This window comes from Pristimantibacillus sp. PTI5 (genome assembly GCF_048572955.1).
GTDB lineage: Bacteria > Bacillota > Bacilli > Paenibacillales > Paenibacillaceae > Pristimantibacillus.
Genome location: NZ_CP183886.1, coordinates 4426342 through 4443496, shown reverse-complemented (window position 1 = coordinate 4443496; position 17155 = coordinate 4426342). Strand labels below are relative to the sequence as shown.

The window sequence follows — 17155 nt, the reverse complement described above, 5'->3', positions numbered from 1 at the left end:
ATTCGAAATAAATCCGTGCGTCTATTCTACTGCATTGAAACGGTATACTTTGCTTGAATAGTCGCCGAAAAACTGTGGTGTTGCAAGACCCGCATACAACAGCTGGTCGCCGCCGTATACCGTTTCTTCTCCATGCAGCTTGTAGTCACGGTTCGGATCAAGTCCTTTTAGACGGAACCGGTTCAGCTTCGGATTCGGCTCCTGCAGAACCGATACGAATACAACGAACGCTTCGCTTTTATCTTTCGAAACGAACATCCAAGCGGTTTCATTCCCCTCGAACGGACTTAGCAGCCGGTAAAAATCGCCAAATTGCACAAGGTGGCGTACATCTTTGTATAACGCAACCTGCTCCTTAACCGCCTCTTTCTCTTCCTCAGTAAACTGTGTCAGATCCAGTTCATAACCAAAGTTGCCGGAGAGCGCCACATTGCCTCTCGTCTCCAAGGAAGTGATGCGGCCGACCTGATGGTTAGGCACGGCAGATACATGCGCGCCCATCGAGCTTACCGGATAAACGATGCTTGTTCCGTATTGGATTTTCAAACGGGACACCGCATCGGAGTTATCGCTTGTCCAGGTTTGCGGCATGTAGTAGAGCATGCCTGCATCGAAACGCCCGCCGCCGCCGGAGCAGCTCTCGAACAAAATCTGCGGGAAAGCGGATGTAATCTGCTCAAGCACCGAATAGAGGCCCAGCATATAACGATGAGCCGTCTCGCGTTGGCGCTCTGCAGGCAGCAGCGCTGAGCCGATTTCCGTCATATTGCGGTTCATGTCCCATTTCACGTACGTAATCGGAGCGCTGGAGAGTATATCCGAGATCGACTTCACGATATATTCTTGAACATCCTTGCGGGACAAGTCGAGAACAAGCTGTTGTCTCGCTTGCGTCCGTCTGCGTCCCTCCACATGAAGGCACCAATCCGGATGCGCCTTATAGAGCTCGCTCTCCGGCGAGATCATCTCCGGCTCGAACCATAAGCCGAACTGCATATCCAGCCTTTTTACGCGGCTAACCAAATCCTCGAGACCGTTTGGCAGCTTATTGCGGTCTACGAACCAATCTCCAAGCGAGGTGTTATCGTTGTCCCGCTTGCCGAACCAGCCGTCATCCAGCACGAACAGCTCGATTCCAAGCTCTTGGCCGGCGCGCGCGATATCTTCAATTTTATCCGCGTTAAAGTTGAAATACGTTGCTTCCCAGTTGTTGACGAGAATCGGGCGGGTCTGATCGCGGAATGTTCCGCGAATTAAGCGTGCGCGGTAAATATCATGGAAACTGCGCGACATGCCGCCGAGCCCATGCTCCGAATGAACCATAACCGCTTCCGGCGTCTGGAACTGCTCGCCCGGCTCCAATCTCCAATTAAAATCAAAAGGATTGATGCCGATAAACAAACGCGCCGCATGGAATTGATCGACCTCTACGCCTGCCGTGAAATTACCGCTGTAAACCAGGTTAACGCCATAAACATCGCCATGGTCCTCCGTCGCGCCTTCTGAGAGCAAGGCAACAAACGGGTTTTGCATATGGCTGCTTGAGCCTCTGCGGCTCTCCACCGATTGCAAGCCCGGCACAAGCTTGCGCTTATGAACATGGCGTTCCCTAATCCAAGCGCCGGATAACTGCAGCATTTCAAAGCGATCATGGGCAAAATCAAGACTCATGCTGAATGCGCGCTGCAGCTGCAGCGTGCCGGAGCCGTTATTGACGATTCTAGCCGAACGGGCAATGGCGTCGAATTGTTCGAATACCGTGTAGGACAAAATAACGGATAAGCCGATTAACTCATCCTTTAATGTAATTTCAAGGGTTTGCGCTTCTTCGTCGCTTTCCGCATACGTTGCCGGCAGTCCGTCCAGCGCCGGCTTTCCGTTTACGATTTTGTAGGAATCATAACGCAGATCCGATACCGTCGTCCCGTTAGGGAGCTGAACTTGAAAGGCGGGCATCCGGAAATCGGAATTGCCATAAGCCGGGTATTCATGCGGCAGCGTGTCGAGCGACAATTCCAGCTGGTCAAGCTCGGTGCTTGGTGTGAAAGAAGCTCTAACGGCAAGCTCGAAGAGACGCTCCAGCTGCACGCCGCGAACCTTTTTGCCCCAATAGATATGTGCAGGATAGCCGGTTTTCGTGATATGGATTACATAGCTTGTATCCTTCGCTTGCAAATGGAATAACGAACGCTGCTGATCATATTGAATAGTCAAAATAAATAACCTCCCAATGTTTTGCATAAATGAGTCTCTGCCTTAATTCGTTGTGCTTCCGCAGCTTTCCCTCACGATAAGCGTCGTGTTGATGGTCATATGAACGGCCGCCTCACGCCCTTCTATCCGTTCAAGCAGCAGTTGTACCGCTGCTCTGCCCATATGCTCCGTGTGCGCGCGAACGGTAGTAAGAGGAGGATTCAGGTAAGCAGAAATTTCGATGTCGTCAAAGCCGACGACTGCCATATCCTCCGGCACGCGAAGTCCGTGCTCATGCAGCGCACGCAAGGCGCCTACTGCCATCGGATCGCTGGCAATAAAACAGGCGGTCGGCCGCGAGCTTTGCCGAAGCAGCTGATTCATGGCTTCATATCCGCTGTTCGACGACCAATAGGACTTCATCACGAAGCTTTCATCATAAAGACCCAGCTCGCGCATGATTTTCTCGAAAAAGATGCGGCGCGGCTCAGCGCTTTCCGCCGCTTCATATTGACGGCTGAGACGATGCACATAATCGCTGCCGCCGATATAACCAATTTTCTCATGCCCAAGCTCGCTTAGATGCGTGATAACCGCCTTTGTTGCCTGCTCAAAATGCAGTTTTACGGTGTCATACTCATCCAATTCCCCGGAATGATTGACGAAGACCAAACGGTTCCCGTTGTTGTACAGCTGGGTGACATCCTCATCGTCGATCGAGCCTACGACAATGACGCCGTCCAATTCGTTCACCGGCTGCATCTCCGCTTTGCTGTTGCCGCGTAGCACCTTAATAATGCTGATGCCAAGCTCCTCGCAGCGGGTTTCGATCCCTTTCCGTATGGAAGAAAAATAGGGATCCTCATGCTCATCCTCGAGCGTTGACCACATCAGCAAACCAATTTGCTGACGGGAAAGCTGCTCGTCTTTTTTCATTCTTCGCAGCTTGGACGGCTTATATTGCAGCTGCTCGGCAATGCTAAATATACGTAAACGCGTTTCCTCGCTGACTGCAAGGGTGACATCATTGTTCAAAACCCTTGAAACCGTAGCAGCTGAAACACCTGCCTCCTGCGCAATATCTTTTATCGTCGCCATGCCACACTCCATGTTTAGTTAATAAGTTTACTAAATAGCAGCTTTAGTTTAACAGACGCGGTTAAAGTCCACAAGCACCTATGCAACTTTTATCGGAAAATCACGTCTGGATTGGTAACAAGGCTACAACCAAAACGACTTACGGGGTGATTGATAAATGAAAAAAACAATAGCTGTCATCACGCTTATGCTTCTCCTAACCTTAACGGCGTGCAGTTCGAACGCAAACAAGGGGGAAAATCATAACGGAGAGTCTCCCGTAAATACGGAGACGCCTCAAAATCAAAATCCGGAGACGCCGAAGCCTTCTCCAACCGATCAAGCTACAGATTCAAATAACAGCACGGACGATGATGGCCCAAATGAAGCCGCCACGCCGGATGATGCTGCCGCAGCCGTCATGCTAGCCTTAAAGGAATCGGATATGACTACCTTAAAAGCCTATATCCATCCCGATAAAGGCTTATTATTCTCACCCTACGCTCACATTGATACGGCTTCCGCCAAAGTTTTTCCAGCTGAGGGTTTTCCTGCTTTAACGGATACGACTGTATATCATTTCGGCTCCTATGACGGCTCCGGCGAACCGATCGACCTTACCTTTCAGCAGTATTATGACAAGTTTGTTTACGACAAGAACTTTCTAGAGGCAGAGTCCGTTGGCAAGGATGAAATTAAAGGCACGGGCAACATGAAGGTCAATATCAAAGAAGTTTTTCCGAACAGCTATGTAATGGATTACCATTTCAGCGGCTTTGATGCCCAGTACGAAGGAATGGATTGGGAAAGCCTGATTCTTGTGCTGGAGGAATTGGACGGGGCTTGGTATGTAAGCGCGATTGTCCACTCCCAGTGGACGACATAAATAACAAAAAAGACTGCCTCCTGCGTCAGGGGGCAGTCTTTTTTAGAAATCCTTTCTTCTCATCAACAGCAAACCTGCCAATAGCATTACAACCGTATAGACGAGGCAATACACGACTAAGGAATTAGAGGCAGCGCCATTAATCGAAAAAATGCCTAGCTCGTTATTGAGATCATACATGCCGCTCAGCTCCGAAATTGAAAATAATTCGCTCAGCATGCGCTGCTGCAAAGCATCCGCCGGCATAGCAAGCTTTATGAGGCCGGTAATCGTCTCCAGCGTCTCCAGCTCTTTCATGCGAATCCTTCCCGTATCCATAAAACGTCCGATCGTGCTCCCAAGCCAGCCCATTCCAAACAGCATCGTCATCCATATCCCATTTCCAAGCGGGCTAATATAGCAAGACCCAACCATGGTTAAGGAGACAAGCAGCGGAATAACGGCAAGAAATAAGGCTAAGGATTTCAGTTGCACAGCCAGACTGAATAATATCCCCGTCTCGATCCAGCTAATGGAAATAATCGAGACGAATAACAGAACGGCATACAGCGCAACATAGCTGACAAAACCGAGCCATCTGCCGATAAACCATTTCCATCGCTGAATCGGCCGGGCTAAGACGGATTGCAGCACCCCGGATTCCGCTTCACCGGTTATCGCGGCTACCGAGCTAAAAATCGCCAAGAACGCGACTGCGAATGCCCCGAAAAAAAAGCCAAGCGTCAATATTATCGCGCTGCGCGCAAAATTCTCGAGCAGGTCCATAGAAGCGGAAACATGCACTTCCCCGCCCGCTATCGCATCCGCAACGAACCAATAAGCAATCCAAAAAAGGACCGTCATAATGATCGTCATCAGCGTCACGCGCTTGCGAATGAGCTCTTTCCACGTTAAGCCCCAAACCGCGATCATCTGCGTTCCCCCCTATGTTCCAAGCCTGTAACGGCTTGTCTGAACCACTCATCCAGCTTTGATTGCATCTTCCCGACCTCATACAGGGTTAGCCCCATCTCAATAAGCAGGTAATTCACTAAACCGATTTGCTCGTCGTTCTCCAGCTCCAGCTCCAGCCATGCGGTACCGTCTCCAGAATCCGATAAAGAAACGGCCGTGTTCACCCCAAGCATTTGATGAATGCGCTCAGCTGCATATGGCGTATAACCGCTGACGCGCAGCCGCCAATTGGATTGCGCGCGAATCATCTCGGAGACTTTGCCTTCTGCAAGCACCCTGCCGTTATTAAGCAGGGCAACTTTATCGCATAACTGCTCTACATCCTCCAGCAAATGCGAATTAAGGAAGATCGTTTTGCCTTGGCTTCTCAGCCTGGCGAGCAGCTCCCGCACCTCATGCCGCCCTACCGGATCGAGCGCGGAGGCCGGCTCATCCAGAAATACGATATCCGGGTCGCCAAGCAGCGCGCATGCCAGGCCCAGCCGCTGCTGCATTCCCTTCGAATAATCTTTAAGCCTGTCGCGTCCGCGGCTTCCGATCCCAACCTCATCCAAAAGCAGGGAGATGCGCCGTTTCGCCGTGATTCGGTCCAGCTCGCACAGCTTCGCATGGAAAGCAAGCACCTCCTCGCCCGTCAGCCAATCCGGATACCGAAAAAGCTCAGGCAAATAGCCTAATCTCCGCCTAGCTTCAATCGTTCCCGAAGCATGACCGTAGATTTGTGCTTTGCCTGAGGTGGGCTTAATCAATCCGGTGAGCATTTTCACAATGGTGCTTTTTCCAGCCCCATTAGGGCCGAGGAAGCCAAAGGCTTCCCCTTCTCTAACGGTTAACGTAACGCCGTGGCAGCCGCGTCCTTCTCCGTAGTCCTTGGTTAACAGGCTCGTTTCAATAGCGAGGGCGCTCATGATTGGATCAACTCCGCTAGAATCCCTTGTATCTGCTGCTTCTCACCGTAGCCATTGAAGTACGCATTTGCGACAATGCCATCCTGAAGCCAAATGGCGTTGATGGAGTTTTGGCCGGCCCTCTGCTCCAAATAGACGTCGACCCCTTTAATTACGACCTTCTCCGGCGTTTCATTTGTAATGATCGGCATCGGAATTTCGCCTTTGTCCAGGCTGATGGCCTGCTGAAGCGATTTCCGCAAATGCTCGGGAAGCGCAGGGAAGCGGATAACCGCCTCATAAGCATCCTTTATATCAACCGATGGATCAACGTCTATGCTTGGTTCCTTGACATAGGTAACCTGCACGGATTGCTCGGAGCCGCTTCCTTCATTCGGCCGATATCCCACACTTACGCCTTCCCCGGTATGAAAGGTTATCGCTTTGCCGTCAACGGATTCAGGCAGCAGCTTATCTGCCCCAAGCCTTCGCATGGCGCTATTTATTTCATCGACGTTTAAGCGCAAAGTAAGCGTTTGAGACATGCTCGAAGAAATGTCCGTTGTCTGCTTCTCCGCAACGGTTACAGCCGGTATCGAAAAGCCCAGTCTTTCAGCTGCTTGCTCAGGTGAAAGTTCCGCCCAGTCTCCAACCGACGAGCGCTCGAAGCTGCCGAACCGGTTATCCGTCTCGAGCGACTCGCCCACGTCCAAAAAGCCGTTCAAAAGCGATTCCAAATCGTTCTCGTTTACTACCATCACATGATCCATGCGGAAGGTATTCAGCCATGCGGCCAGAGCCGCATTCGTCGAAGGCGTGGCAATCACAACCGTAATCAGGGCAGCAGCGCATGCGGCTGCCGTTTTGCCAAGATTTCTCCGAAGCCAGCTACGGGCTGCGCCACCCTTGCCCGGGATGCTCCCCGCCTCATTTACAGATGCGCGGGCTCTTCCCAGCGGCACGGCATTTACCTGCTCCCGCAAAATGACCGGGCTGACGGCGACGGCGGAGACCGGCGCTTTCACTCCTTCCGTCGTAGCCGATCCGTCCTTCTCCTTCGGATCCGCAGCCCCGCTGCTCTGAGCATGCGTTTCCCACTGCTGCCAAAGCGGCGATTGCTCTGATTGCTGCAGCTGCTTCTCAAGGCGGGCCCATGCAGCCGACATTTGCTCTTGTTCTCTTTTATTCAAACCGTCATTGGTTGTCATCCATAACTCCTCCTCAAAGGTTTGTTGCTTTAGACCTTCTTCTCGTGCAAAAACACGCTTTCTGCCTTCTGCGCATGACGCTTCAGCCGATCCCCGGCTCTTCGCAGCATCATCCCGACCTGTGGCTGCCGGACCTTAAGCTGTTCTGCGATCTCTGCGTAACTGTAGCCTTCATATCTTAGCAGCAGCAGCTGCTTATCCCGCTTCGGCAAGGCATCCAGCCAGCCTTGAACGAGATCCTGTTCGTCCTTATCGAGCAGGACCTGCTCGCCTGACTGCGCCGCCTGCGGCTGCGAAAGCATGCTTTGCTCCTGCTTCTCGGTTAATGCGCGCTCCCGCGCTTTCTTATCCATATAATCATAGGCCAGCCTCGTTAATACGCGGTGAAGCCAGCCTCCGATTGCTTCAGGCTGATCCGGCGGATTCCGGTAAAGCCTTAGAAATGCTTCCTGGGCAAGATCCTCGGCAGCTGCCTCATCGCGAATAAGCGCGACGAGCTTTCGTCTTACCGAAGGATAATGCTCATTAAATTGCTGACGAAACAAATCCGGCGCCGAATGTTCCATTCTGATTACCTCCTTGCTTTTTTTGCTCAAGCTATAAGGAAGACGAAGCTTTCCGTCTTTTTGTAACACATCACGGCTAAATATTATTTTACCAATCGCCGGAACGTTGGACACGATAAAAAAAACCGCCCCCACATCGAAGAGGAGACGGATCGTTCATTAGATTTCTTTATTATGTTCCAAAAATATCTGCACGAACTTGCTTGCCGTAACGGGCGGACTATAGATGTAGCCTTGAACGGCATCGCAATTATGGCTGCAAATGACATTAAGCTCCTCTTGGGTCTCTACGCCTTCGCTCACCACGTTCAAATTCAAATTATGCGCGATGACGATAACGGACTTGTAAATCATTTGTTTCTTATAATCGGTTACGATCCCGCTGATAAACGATTTATCGATCTTCAGCGTATGCAGCGGAATGTTCTGCAAATAGCTGAGCGAGGAATAGCCGGTGCCAAAATCATCAAGCGACAGCAAGACGCCGAGCTGCTTGAGCTCGTCTAATATCTTGAGCGTGTGCGCCGGATTATCCATAAAAATCGTCTCGGTGATTTCAAGCTCGATCTGCTCCGGCCTTATGCCTGCGCCTGAAATGATCCGCTCGATCGTATGGACGATTTGCTTTTGCTGGAATTGGATCATCGACATGTTCACGCTCACCGAGAGGTTCTGTAAGCCCATTCGCTCCCATTCGCTAATTTGCTTGCAGGCCGTATGCAGCACCCACTCGCCAAGCGGAATAATAAAACCCGTTTTCTCTGCTATGGGGATAAAATCAAGCGGCGACACCATGCCCAGCTCCGGGTGGTTCCACCGTATCAAAGCCTCCGCGCCGTAAATTCTTCCGGTCGCGATTTCAACCTTAGGCTGATAATAGAGCATAAACTCGCCAAGCTCCAGCGCTTTGAACATGCTGCTCTCCAAAATCAGTTCCTTCTTCGTGACGTCATTCATCGATGGAGCATACAGCTTGTATGTATTGCGTTCCTTCTTTGCTACGTACATGGCAATATCGGCTTCCTTCACGAGCTGGTCTGCAGCAGCAGGGGTCCAATCTTGGCAGATGCTGACCCCTATGCTTGCCGTGATATAAAACATGCGGTCCTTCAGCTCAATAGGTTCAGAAACAACCGACAGAACCGTTTCCGCGGCATGAGCAGCCTGATGAAGGTGCTTCACATTCTCCAACAGCGCGATATACTCGTCGCCTCCGAAACGGAACACACGCCCGCCGCTGCCGACTGCGCGAACGATCCTTTCTGCCACCTGCTGCAGCAATTGATCGCCCATCGCATGGTCAAGCATATCGTTTATTATTTTGAAACGGTCGAGGTCAATGAAAAGCAAAGCGAACGGCTCTTGCGGCATATGGCTCTCGGCCGCTGTTCCCTCCATATAACGGTGATAGGCATAGCGATTAGGCAAGCCGGTCATTAAGTCATGCGTCGATTGATATTCAATCAGATGTTCGGCTTCCTTGCGCTGGGTAATCATATGATTAAATTGAACAGCCATAAATTCGAATTCATCATTCGTACGGATGTCTAGCTGCTGCTCTTCCCCTCCGGCAGCAACCGCGGAGGTTGCCAGCACCACCTTCTGAATATTAACCAAAATAATTTTGCGAACGAGCAGTGCCATCACCATGGTCATAAACAGCAAGGCAATGCTGGTGATGAGGACGGACTCCCGCAAGCTTTTATAATAATCCGTCAGCATGTTTTTCTTGGGGATGACGGTCTCGATATGCCAAAGCACATTATGTATAAGAATAGGATAGAACATACGCAATACGGTACCATTGCTGCTCGGATCGGGCGTGTAGGCTTTGCGCGGCTTAGTCCCCTTCATGGCTTCCAAGTCATCGGCGTTCGACCATAGTTGATATCGCGTATTCACCAGCTCGGGATTTTTGCCGTTAGCCAAATAATGATTTTCCGTCGTAATAATATTGGCGTACCCGCCTAACGGACGGAAAGCTTCAATTTTTTTCTGCACCGATTCCAGCGAAAGATCCGCTCCGACAATGCCTAAAAATTCACCTTGGGCATCCAAAATAGGCAGAACAAGCGATGTCATTAATACAGGCTTGCCGTTAATCACATAGGAATAGGGCTCCAAAATCGTAAAGGATTTGGTTAGCTTCGGAAGCTGGTAGAAACTCCCCAGCACCTTATCCTCGTAGTTATTGATGGCCAGCACTTCAAACGCCTCTCCCTTGCGGACCACATAGGGGATGAAGCGGCCGCTCGCATCATCATAGCTGTTTTTGTTTCTGTAAAACGCATCTTTGCCGTCAAAGGCGTTTGGTTCCCATAATGTATACACGCCCAATATATCGGGACTATCTTCTAATACGCACTTCAGCAATTCAACGGTATATTCCCGGTTCTGCTGATCTTGACCGTCCATTAGGTACATCTGTGCTTCCAGCGTTTGGAGCATCGTTACGGTTTGTTCCATTGTTCTGGAGAAAGGATAAATGTAAGCGTTTAATTCTGTTTGCGCTTCAAGTTCACTTTCGCGCAGGTTGGAGTGATAAAGCTTAATGAGGTGGGCAAAAACTAATAGACCAAACGAGAGAATAACAAGCAGGCCAAGTGAAAATATTAATTTTTGTGCGATGCTTAGCCTAAACTTTCTCATATCATCTATCAGCCCCTTGTTGTCGGAGAAAGCAAAAATCAGCGTAAACTGTCAAGTTATGATGTGGTTCTAGTATACTTGACAGTTCAGCCCGAGCACAATGGAAAAATAGGATATTATCACTATATATTTCGACAAAAAAATACTAAATTCATCATTTTTTTAATTTTCAAGAGTCTCTTGAACCTATTCGTTTCTCTGCGTCATGGTAAGTTATTCCAATCATTTATTCGCGCAAAAAAAATCCGCCCAGTCCATGACTCAGGCGGATTCGAATGGCCAAGCCTAAACTTCGCTTTGCTTGGCGTTTTGCTTCGTATTATCGTCTTCATTGGCACGGTCATGGTCCTCCAAGCGATGAGGCCGTTTGCCTTTTCCCCCGTGCAGCTGGAAAAGCTCCTCGCGCAGCTGCTCCGACGTTTTGCCTTCGGTAGAAATGCCATGCTCTTTGGCAATATTGCGCAAATGCTCAAGACGCTTCGCTTGATGCTCCGCTTTAAAAGCTTCCCACTTTTCCTTATTAGCCAGCTTCGCAGCCTCAACTTCCTTCTTCAGCTGCTCCGCGGTTTTTCCTTCGGCTTGAATGCCGAAGTACGTCGCGATCTCCTTCAGCTTTTCCAACCGATAAGCCTCAAAGTCCTTGCGGGTCATTTTGCCCTTATGATGCTTATGCTCATTGCCCGGATCGGACTCATTAGGATGCTGCGCCTGTGCCGTTAAAGAGACATCCGGCAAAACCGCTGCTGATTTCGCTGCCCAAACGGGAGCAACCGCAAACAATACGGCCAGCGATACAACAGGGATAAACCATTTTCTAATCATTTACTGCCACACCTTTCCATTGCAAACGTGATGCGAGGCTAAACAAGCCTCATCTGGATTATTTTGCCCAAGCATTCACGCGAATAGACATGTCAGCGGCATTTTTCGACATTTTCCTACATTGGTCGAAGCTAGTCTTACTGCGCCCTATTCTCCGTATTCTCCAGCTGCTTCAGCTCTCTCAGCAGCCATTCTTTTGAAAAATGCTCACCGATAAATACCGCCACGTCATTGACATGGCCCTGGGGATCGATTCGCATAAAATCCGACTCTTTATAAGCGTATTGGAACAGAAAGCGGCTTAGCGCATCCGTAAACGTAACGATTCCCTTCGCCCGGTAAATGTTAGACGGAAGCCTCTGCAGCAGCGCTTCGAATGCTTCGCTGTTTACAGGACCGCGCCAATAATGCGTCACGACCATCACATGGTCATGCGAATGATGATGACCCGCTTCCTTATGCCCATGGGTACGGTTCTCGCTCGTGCAGCCAGGCACGGCGCAAGGCCCGCTTTCTCCGGCATGTCCCGCTGCTGCGCCCTCCTGTTCATGCCCGCCTGCAGCAGCTGGATTTTGCCGAAAGGGAGCGCTTGGCGCATGTTCATCATCCAGCCAGCTCCATTCGTCTATCGCGCAGCGTACGGTCGCGATGATTTGGGCATGGGCATTAAGCTCCCTAAGCTGCTGCTGCGCCTCCACGAGCTCGTCGGGCTCCAGCTTGTCCGCTTTGTTCAGCAGCAAAACCGTAGCGCATCGGATCTGCTCCAGCATCAGCTTGAACGTACGGCCTTTGCCGTCACGGCTGCGGGCAAGAAGCTCCGGCCCGTCAACAACCGTAATCACGCTCCGCAGGTCTATGGGTTTGTACATGGCCGCCTCGGTTACCCCATCCAGCGTTTCCATCGGATTTGCCGCGCCCGTTGATTCAATGAAGATGACATCAGGCTGATGCTCATTGATGAGCGTGCTGATTTCCATGCCCAGATCGCCGCGCATCGTGCAGCAAATGCAGCCGCTCAGCATTTCGGCCATCGGCACCTCGTCGCCAACAAGCTGACCGTCCAAATTAATATCGCCAAGCTCATTCATAATGACCGCCGGCTTCTTGCCCTGCGCCGTATAATAATCCAGCAATCTTCTGAGCAGCGTTGTTTTCCCGCTCCCAAGAAAGCCTGACAGCAAATGAACCGGTATATGTCGTTCTTGATTATTCATCTCATGTTCTCCCGTATGTCCGTATTTTAAGCGATTGGTGATCGCTTCTATTATATCGTAACAGTTACGCTCTTTCATCTTTTATATGAAGCCTTTTTCTCGCGAATCTTCTATTATAAGCATTCCCATCCATAACCCGCGCACATCCTATCATACTTTTTTTTAGGTTAACAGATTTTTTGTTTGATTTTTCTGATCAGCCATAGTACCATGTGGGCAACAAGGCTGTAAAGCAAACGGGAGAGTGAGCGCAGGTGGAATCCATATCGCAAGAGCTGCCATTTTTGACAGAGATGGCCAAAGGCATAACCGCACAGTTCGGCGATCATTGCGAGGTTGTCGTCCATGATTGGTCAAAGCCGGTTGACAGCACGATTGTAGCGATCGAGAACGGCCATGTGACAGGGCGGAAAATCGGTGATCCCGGCACGAATCTCGGCTTGGAAATTATGCGTGGGACCTCGGAGGGCGATAACCGCCATAACTATGTCACGCAGACGAAGGATGGGCGCATCCTCCGTTCGACCTCTATGTATATCAAAAACGATGAGGGGAAGATCATCGGAGCGATGTGCATCAACTTCGACATTACCGATCTCATGGTCGCGGAGAAAACGCTCCAATCGCTTACGGCAAGCGGGCTCACGCCGGTCCGGGAATCATTCGTCAGCAATGTGAACGATCTGCTCGATACACTGATACAGGAAGCGCAGGAGACGGTCGGCAAACCGCCAGCGGCGATGGCCAAGGAAGACAAAATTAAAATCATCCAATGGCTTGACCAAAAGGGCGCTTTTCTGATTAAGAAATCGGGCGAGAAGGTATGCAGCTATTTGAGTATTTCGAAGTTCACCCTATACAGCTACCTGGAGGAGTCCAAAGGCGAGGATAGCGAAGGAGGCACGGGAGTATGACCGAAAAGATGCATGCGCCGTTGTATGAAGGACAGGAGCTGGAAACCCCTTGCCTCGTCATCGACAGCGATGCCGTTGACGGCAATATTGCAGCCATGGCGGAAGCGGCCGCGCGCCTTGGCGTGAAGCTTCGTCCCCATGCCAAAACGCACAAGCTGCCGGAGATGGCCGCCCGGCAGCTTGCCGCGGGCGCTGCCGGCATAACGGTAGCGAAAATCTCCGAGGCAGAAGTTATGGCAAATGGCGGCATTCGCGATATTTTCGTCGCCTATCCGCTGGTTGCCAGATCCAAGCTTGAGCGTGCCGCCCGCTTGAGCCGGTCCGGTATCCGGCTAATCATTGGGGTTGACAGTCTCGAAGGAGCGAAGCGAATATCCGAAGCGGCGCTGCGCGAAGGCGCCGAGCTGGAGGTGCGGCTTGAGCTCGACACCGGACTGCGGCGCACAGGCGTAGCCCTGGACAAAGCTGTGCAAATGGCCCAGCAAATCACCAGGCTTCCCGGGATGAAGCTTAGCGGAATTTTCACGTATCGCGGCGCTATCGCAGGCGGAGCACCAACGCTTGACGTCAAAGCTGCCGGTCATGAAGAAGGCCGTCTGATGGCCGAAGCAGCGGCTGAGCTTAGAGCTGCCGGCATAGCGATCCAAGATGTGAGCGTCGGCTCGTCGCCGACGGCAGTCTTCGCGGCAGAGATTGACGGCGTAACGGAGGTCCGTCCCGGCACCTATATCTATCAGGACCGAATGCAGGCCGCGTATGGCATGTGCTCGCTTGAGCAATGCGCCGGCTCCGTCCTTGCTGCCATTGTCAGCCGTCCCTCGGCTGATTTCATCGTAATCGACGGCGGCAGCAAAACCTTCGCGACAGATGTGCAGCCGGGCCACGCCCCCTTGTTCCTCAAGGGCTTTGGCCATGTCATTGGAGATCCCGATGCCGTGCTGGAGCGAATGAATGAGGAGCATGGCATGATTCGCGTGTCTCCGGATTCCCTCTATCAGGTAGGAGATGTCATTCGTATTATCCCTAACCATATCTGCAGCACGGTTAATTTGCACAGCGACGTCTACCTCAAGGATTCAGCCGGGCAGCTGCGCAAAACTTCCGTAGCCGCTCGCGGTATGCTCGAATAACGAGAAGGAGGAATCATACGGCATGCTCGATCTAATTTTGAAAAACGGCAAAATCGTCGATGGCAGCGGCAACCCTTGGTATAACGGCGATGTTGGGGTGAAGGACGGCCTCATCGTCGCCATTGGCCGCGTTGACCAAGAGGCAGGACAAATCATCGATGCAGCCCGCAAGGTTATTTCTCCCGGCTTTATCGATGGGCACTGCCACTCCGACTTGATGATTATCGATCATCCGCACAGCGAAATTAAGCTGCAGCAAGGCGTGACGACTGAGGTAGTCGGCAACTGCGGGCTCGCCCCTGCTCCATTCGTTCGGAAAAAAGGCCAACTGCTGCAAACGTACGTACAGCCGGTGCTCGGCAGCACAAGCTGGGAGTGGCCGTGGGAAACGGTCGGTCAATATATGGACTTTGTCGGCCGCTCGAATCCTTCGGAGCACATCGCCACCTACGTTGCGCATGGCGCCCTTCGTATCGCGGTGATGGGCTTTGAGAACCGCCCTGCCTCGAAGAACGAGCTTGAACGCATGAAGTCCTTGCTTGAAGAGGGCCTCAGGGCCGGCGCTATCGGCTTATCGATCGGGCTGTTGTATGCGCCTGGCAGCTATACCTCGCGTGATGAGCTAGCCGATCTTTGCAGCGTGCTGCCGAAATATAACGGCTTGCTGTCCACCCATATCCGCGGGGAAGGCAACAACCTGCTGCCGTCCGTCGCAGAGGTCATTTGGATCGCGGAACGGGCCGGCATCTCGCTGCATATCAGCCATTTGAAGGCAGCAGGCCGCGCGAACTGGGGCAAGGCGCTTGACGCGCTGGAGCTCGTCGAAGCCGCCCGTGCACGCGGCATGGACGTCACCGTAGATGTGTATCCTTATGCCGCAGGCTCAACGACCTTAACGACCGTACTGCCGCCATGGGTGCTTGAAGGCGGCATCGAAGCAACGCTTGAAGCATTCCGCGATAAAGCGCTCCGCGCGCGAATCAAAGAAGAGCTTGGCAGCGAGCAGGACACATGGGATAATCTCGTGTGCTCGACCGGCTGGTCCAGCATTATCCTTTCGTCCATGCAGACAGATGCGAACAAAGCGCTTGAAGGCAAATCCATTGCCGAGGTTGCCGAGCTGCGCGGGCAGCATCCCGTCGATTGCATGATGGATCTGCTGCTGGAGGAGAACGGACAGATCGCCATCGTCTATTTCCATATGTCGGATGATGATGTGAAGCAGGTCATCGGCTACGAGAAATCGCTGATCGCCTCCGACAGCCTGAACTGCGAAATCGGCAAACCGCATCCGCGTACGTACGGGACCTTCCCGCGCGTCTTTGCCAAGTATGTCCGCGAGGACAATGTCCTGTCGCTTGAGCAAGCGGTACGCAAGCTCACTTCTTTCCCCGCGCAGCGCTTTAAGCTTGGCAAAAGAGGGCTGCTCGTGCCCGGCTATGCTGCCGATATTACGGTATTCGACCCGGATGCCATCCAGGATGCCGCTACCTTCGAGGAGCCGCGCCAATACCCGGCTGGCATTGCACATGTCATCGTATCCGGCCAGCTCACGCTTTCTCACGGCACGCACACACATAAACGCGAAGGCCGGCTTATTCGCGCCCAGCGTTGCTGCACGCACTAAATAACCATTCCATTTCAAAGGAGCTGTTTTATGATGTCGATCATCGAAAAACGTCTTGCCGAGCTAGGTATCGTTTTGCCTGAAACCACGAAACCTAAGTTTTCCTATATCCCGGTCAACCAAACCGGCAATTTAATCTATACATCCGGCTTCGACTGCCGTATCGACGGCGTGCTGATGTACGAGGGGAAAATCGGCTCCGACCTAACCATCGAGCAAGGGCAAGAAGCAGCCCGTCAAGTCGTCATTAACCTGCTTGCCGCCATGAAGACCCATTTGGGCGACCTCGACCGCGTCGTAAAAATCGTAAAAATTCTCGGCTTCATTAACAGCGCTCCCGGCTTCGGCGATCAGCCATATGTACTGAATGGAGCCTCCGATTTGCTCATCGAGGTGTTCGGCGAGAACGGCCGGCATGCCCGCTCCGCAATCGGCACGAGTGACCTCCCCTTCCATACGCCGGTTGAAATCGAGCTGATCGCTGAGGTTCGCGAATAACGACTGCCGCATGCAAAACCCCCAAGGCTCAGGCACCTGGGGGTATTTATGCTATTTCAGTTAGTGGAAACGCTATGCTGCCGATTTACAAGTAAGCTTTGCCGCTCAGTGGCACAAAGAACGGGAAATGATGACAAGCAGAATGAAAAGGACTAAGATAACGCCAAGGCTTGAAAACGCTCCACCAACTCCAGTACCGCAGTGGCTAACACCTGCAACCGGGTAAGTCGGTCCGCAATGTCCTGGTCCTACATTTGCGCCTGCTACTCCATAGCTCATTTGTTCATCTCCTTTTTATTAAGGTACAGTATCCTATGATTCAAAGAGAAAAACGTATAGGCGTTTGAACAAAATGTGCTCCTGCTCATTTTTCGGAACAGCCCGCACCTTTTTTCATTTGGCAGCGATGCTTGCTTGACCGGAGAACATCGCCTCAATGCACTTAAAGCGAGAGGCGTGCGGAGTGGTTTTGGACTTCCGGTCACTGTTGTCTACCTATTTCTTTGAATGTACCGCTGTTTGCGGTAGAA

The 17155-nt window shown here is 51.7% G+C and carries 14 protein-coding genes and 1 pseudogene; 5 read left to right on the top strand and 10 right to left on the bottom strand.

The features are described from left to right. Window positions 1–21 precede the first annotated feature (21 nt). Window positions 22–2214 carry an alpha-galactosidase gene (locus ACN6MW_RS19725; RefSeq protein WP_419871729.1) on the bottom strand — a complete coding sequence of 731 codons (2193 nt, stop codon included), beginning with the start codon at window positions 2212–2214 and terminating at the stop codon, window positions 22–24. Between the two features lie 42 nt (window positions 2215–2256). After that, window positions 2257–3291: a LacI family DNA-binding transcriptional regulator gene (locus tag ACN6MW_RS19720; protein ID WP_419871728.1), complete on the bottom strand. Its 1035-nt coding sequence runs from the start codon at window positions 3289–3291 to the stop codon at window positions 2257–2259. Between the two features lie 157 nt (window positions 3292–3448). On the opposite strand from ACN6MW_RS19720, the gene ACN6MW_RS19715 reads away from it, so the two are divergent. Then, window positions 3449–4156: a hypothetical protein gene (locus tag ACN6MW_RS19715; protein WP_419871727.1), complete on the top strand. Its 708-nt coding sequence runs from the start codon at window positions 3449–3451 to the stop codon at window positions 4154–4156. Window positions 4157–4198: 42 nt separating this feature from the next. Here ACN6MW_RS19715 and ACN6MW_RS19710 read toward each other — a convergent pair whose 3' ends face one another. From ACN6MW_RS19710 to ACN6MW_RS19680, 7 genes are all read right to left on the bottom strand, one after another. Beyond that, on the bottom strand, window positions 4199–5068 hold the full coding sequence (locus ACN6MW_RS19710) for an ABC transporter permease subunit (RefSeq protein WP_419871726.1): 870 nt from the start codon (window positions 5066–5068) through the stop codon (window positions 4199–4201). After that, entirely contained in the window at window positions 5065–6018 is a 954-nt protein-coding gene (locus tag ACN6MW_RS19705) for an ABC transporter ATP-binding protein (protein WP_419871725.1), read from the bottom strand. The genes ACN6MW_RS19710 and ACN6MW_RS19705 overlap by 4 nt, the downstream gene beginning before the upstream one ends. Then, complete coding sequence (locus ACN6MW_RS19700) at window positions 6015–7205, bottom strand: hypothetical protein (protein WP_419871724.1); 1191 nt, start codon at window positions 7203–7205, stop codon at window positions 6015–6017. Before ACN6MW_RS19700 ends, ACN6MW_RS19705 begins: the two co-directional genes overlap by 4 nt. Window positions 7206–7234: 29 nt before the next feature. Continuing rightward, window positions 7235–7771, bottom strand: coding sequence for a sigma-70 family RNA polymerase sigma factor (locus ACN6MW_RS19695; protein ID WP_419871723.1), 537 nt, complete (start codon window positions 7769–7771; stop codon window positions 7235–7237). Between the two features lie 159 nt (window positions 7772–7930). Continuing rightward, window positions 7931–10420, bottom strand: a complete 2490-nt coding sequence (locus ACN6MW_RS19690; RefSeq protein WP_419871722.1) for an EAL domain-containing protein — start codon at window positions 10418–10420, stop codon at window positions 7931–7933. Between the two features lie 285 nt (window positions 10421–10705). Beyond that, window positions 10706–11242 (bottom strand): hypothetical protein, encoded by a 537-nt coding sequence (locus ACN6MW_RS19685; protein WP_419871721.1) that lies wholly within the window; start codon window positions 11240–11242, stop codon window positions 10706–10708. Between the two features lie 137 nt (window positions 11243–11379). Next, the gene (locus ACN6MW_RS19680; RefSeq protein WP_419871720.1) at window positions 11380–12456 is read right to left on the bottom strand and encodes a CobW family GTP-binding protein; all 1077 of its coding nucleotides are present in this window, start codon (window positions 12454–12456) and stop codon (window positions 11380–11382) included. Window positions 12457–12710: 254 nt separating this feature from the next. Between ACN6MW_RS19680 and ACN6MW_RS19675 the strand changes: the two genes are divergently transcribed. From ACN6MW_RS19675 to ACN6MW_RS19660, 4 genes are read left to right on the top strand one after another with little or no spacing between them, the layout of a single operon-like run. After that, entirely contained in the window at window positions 12711–13370 is a 660-nt protein-coding gene (locus ACN6MW_RS19675) for a helix-turn-helix transcriptional regulator (protein WP_419871719.1), read from the top strand. Next, on the top strand, window positions 13367–14500 hold the full coding sequence (locus ACN6MW_RS19670) for an alanine racemase (RefSeq protein WP_419871718.1): 1134 nt from the start codon (window positions 13367–13369) through the stop codon (window positions 14498–14500). The genes ACN6MW_RS19675 and ACN6MW_RS19670 overlap by 4 nt, the downstream gene beginning before the upstream one ends. Before the next feature lie 22 nt (window positions 14501–14522). Then, window positions 14523–16127: an N-acyl-D-amino-acid deacylase family protein gene (locus ACN6MW_RS19665; RefSeq protein ID WP_419871717.1), complete on the top strand. Its 1605-nt coding sequence runs from the start codon at window positions 14523–14525 to the stop codon at window positions 16125–16127. 33 nt (window positions 16128–16160) lie between these two features. Beyond that, window positions 16161–16625 carry a RidA family protein gene (locus ACN6MW_RS19660; RefSeq protein WP_339207370.1) on the top strand — a complete coding sequence of 155 codons (465 nt, stop codon included), beginning with the start codon at window positions 16161–16163 and terminating at the stop codon, window positions 16623–16625. Between the two features lie 105 nt (window positions 16626–16730). Here ACN6MW_RS19660 and ACN6MW_RS19655 read toward each other — a convergent pair. Next, a pseudogene (locus ACN6MW_RS19655) lies at window positions 16731–16823 on the bottom strand (YjcZ family sporulation protein); the annotation flags it as partial. Between the last annotated feature and the right edge of the window lie 332 nt (window positions 16824–17155).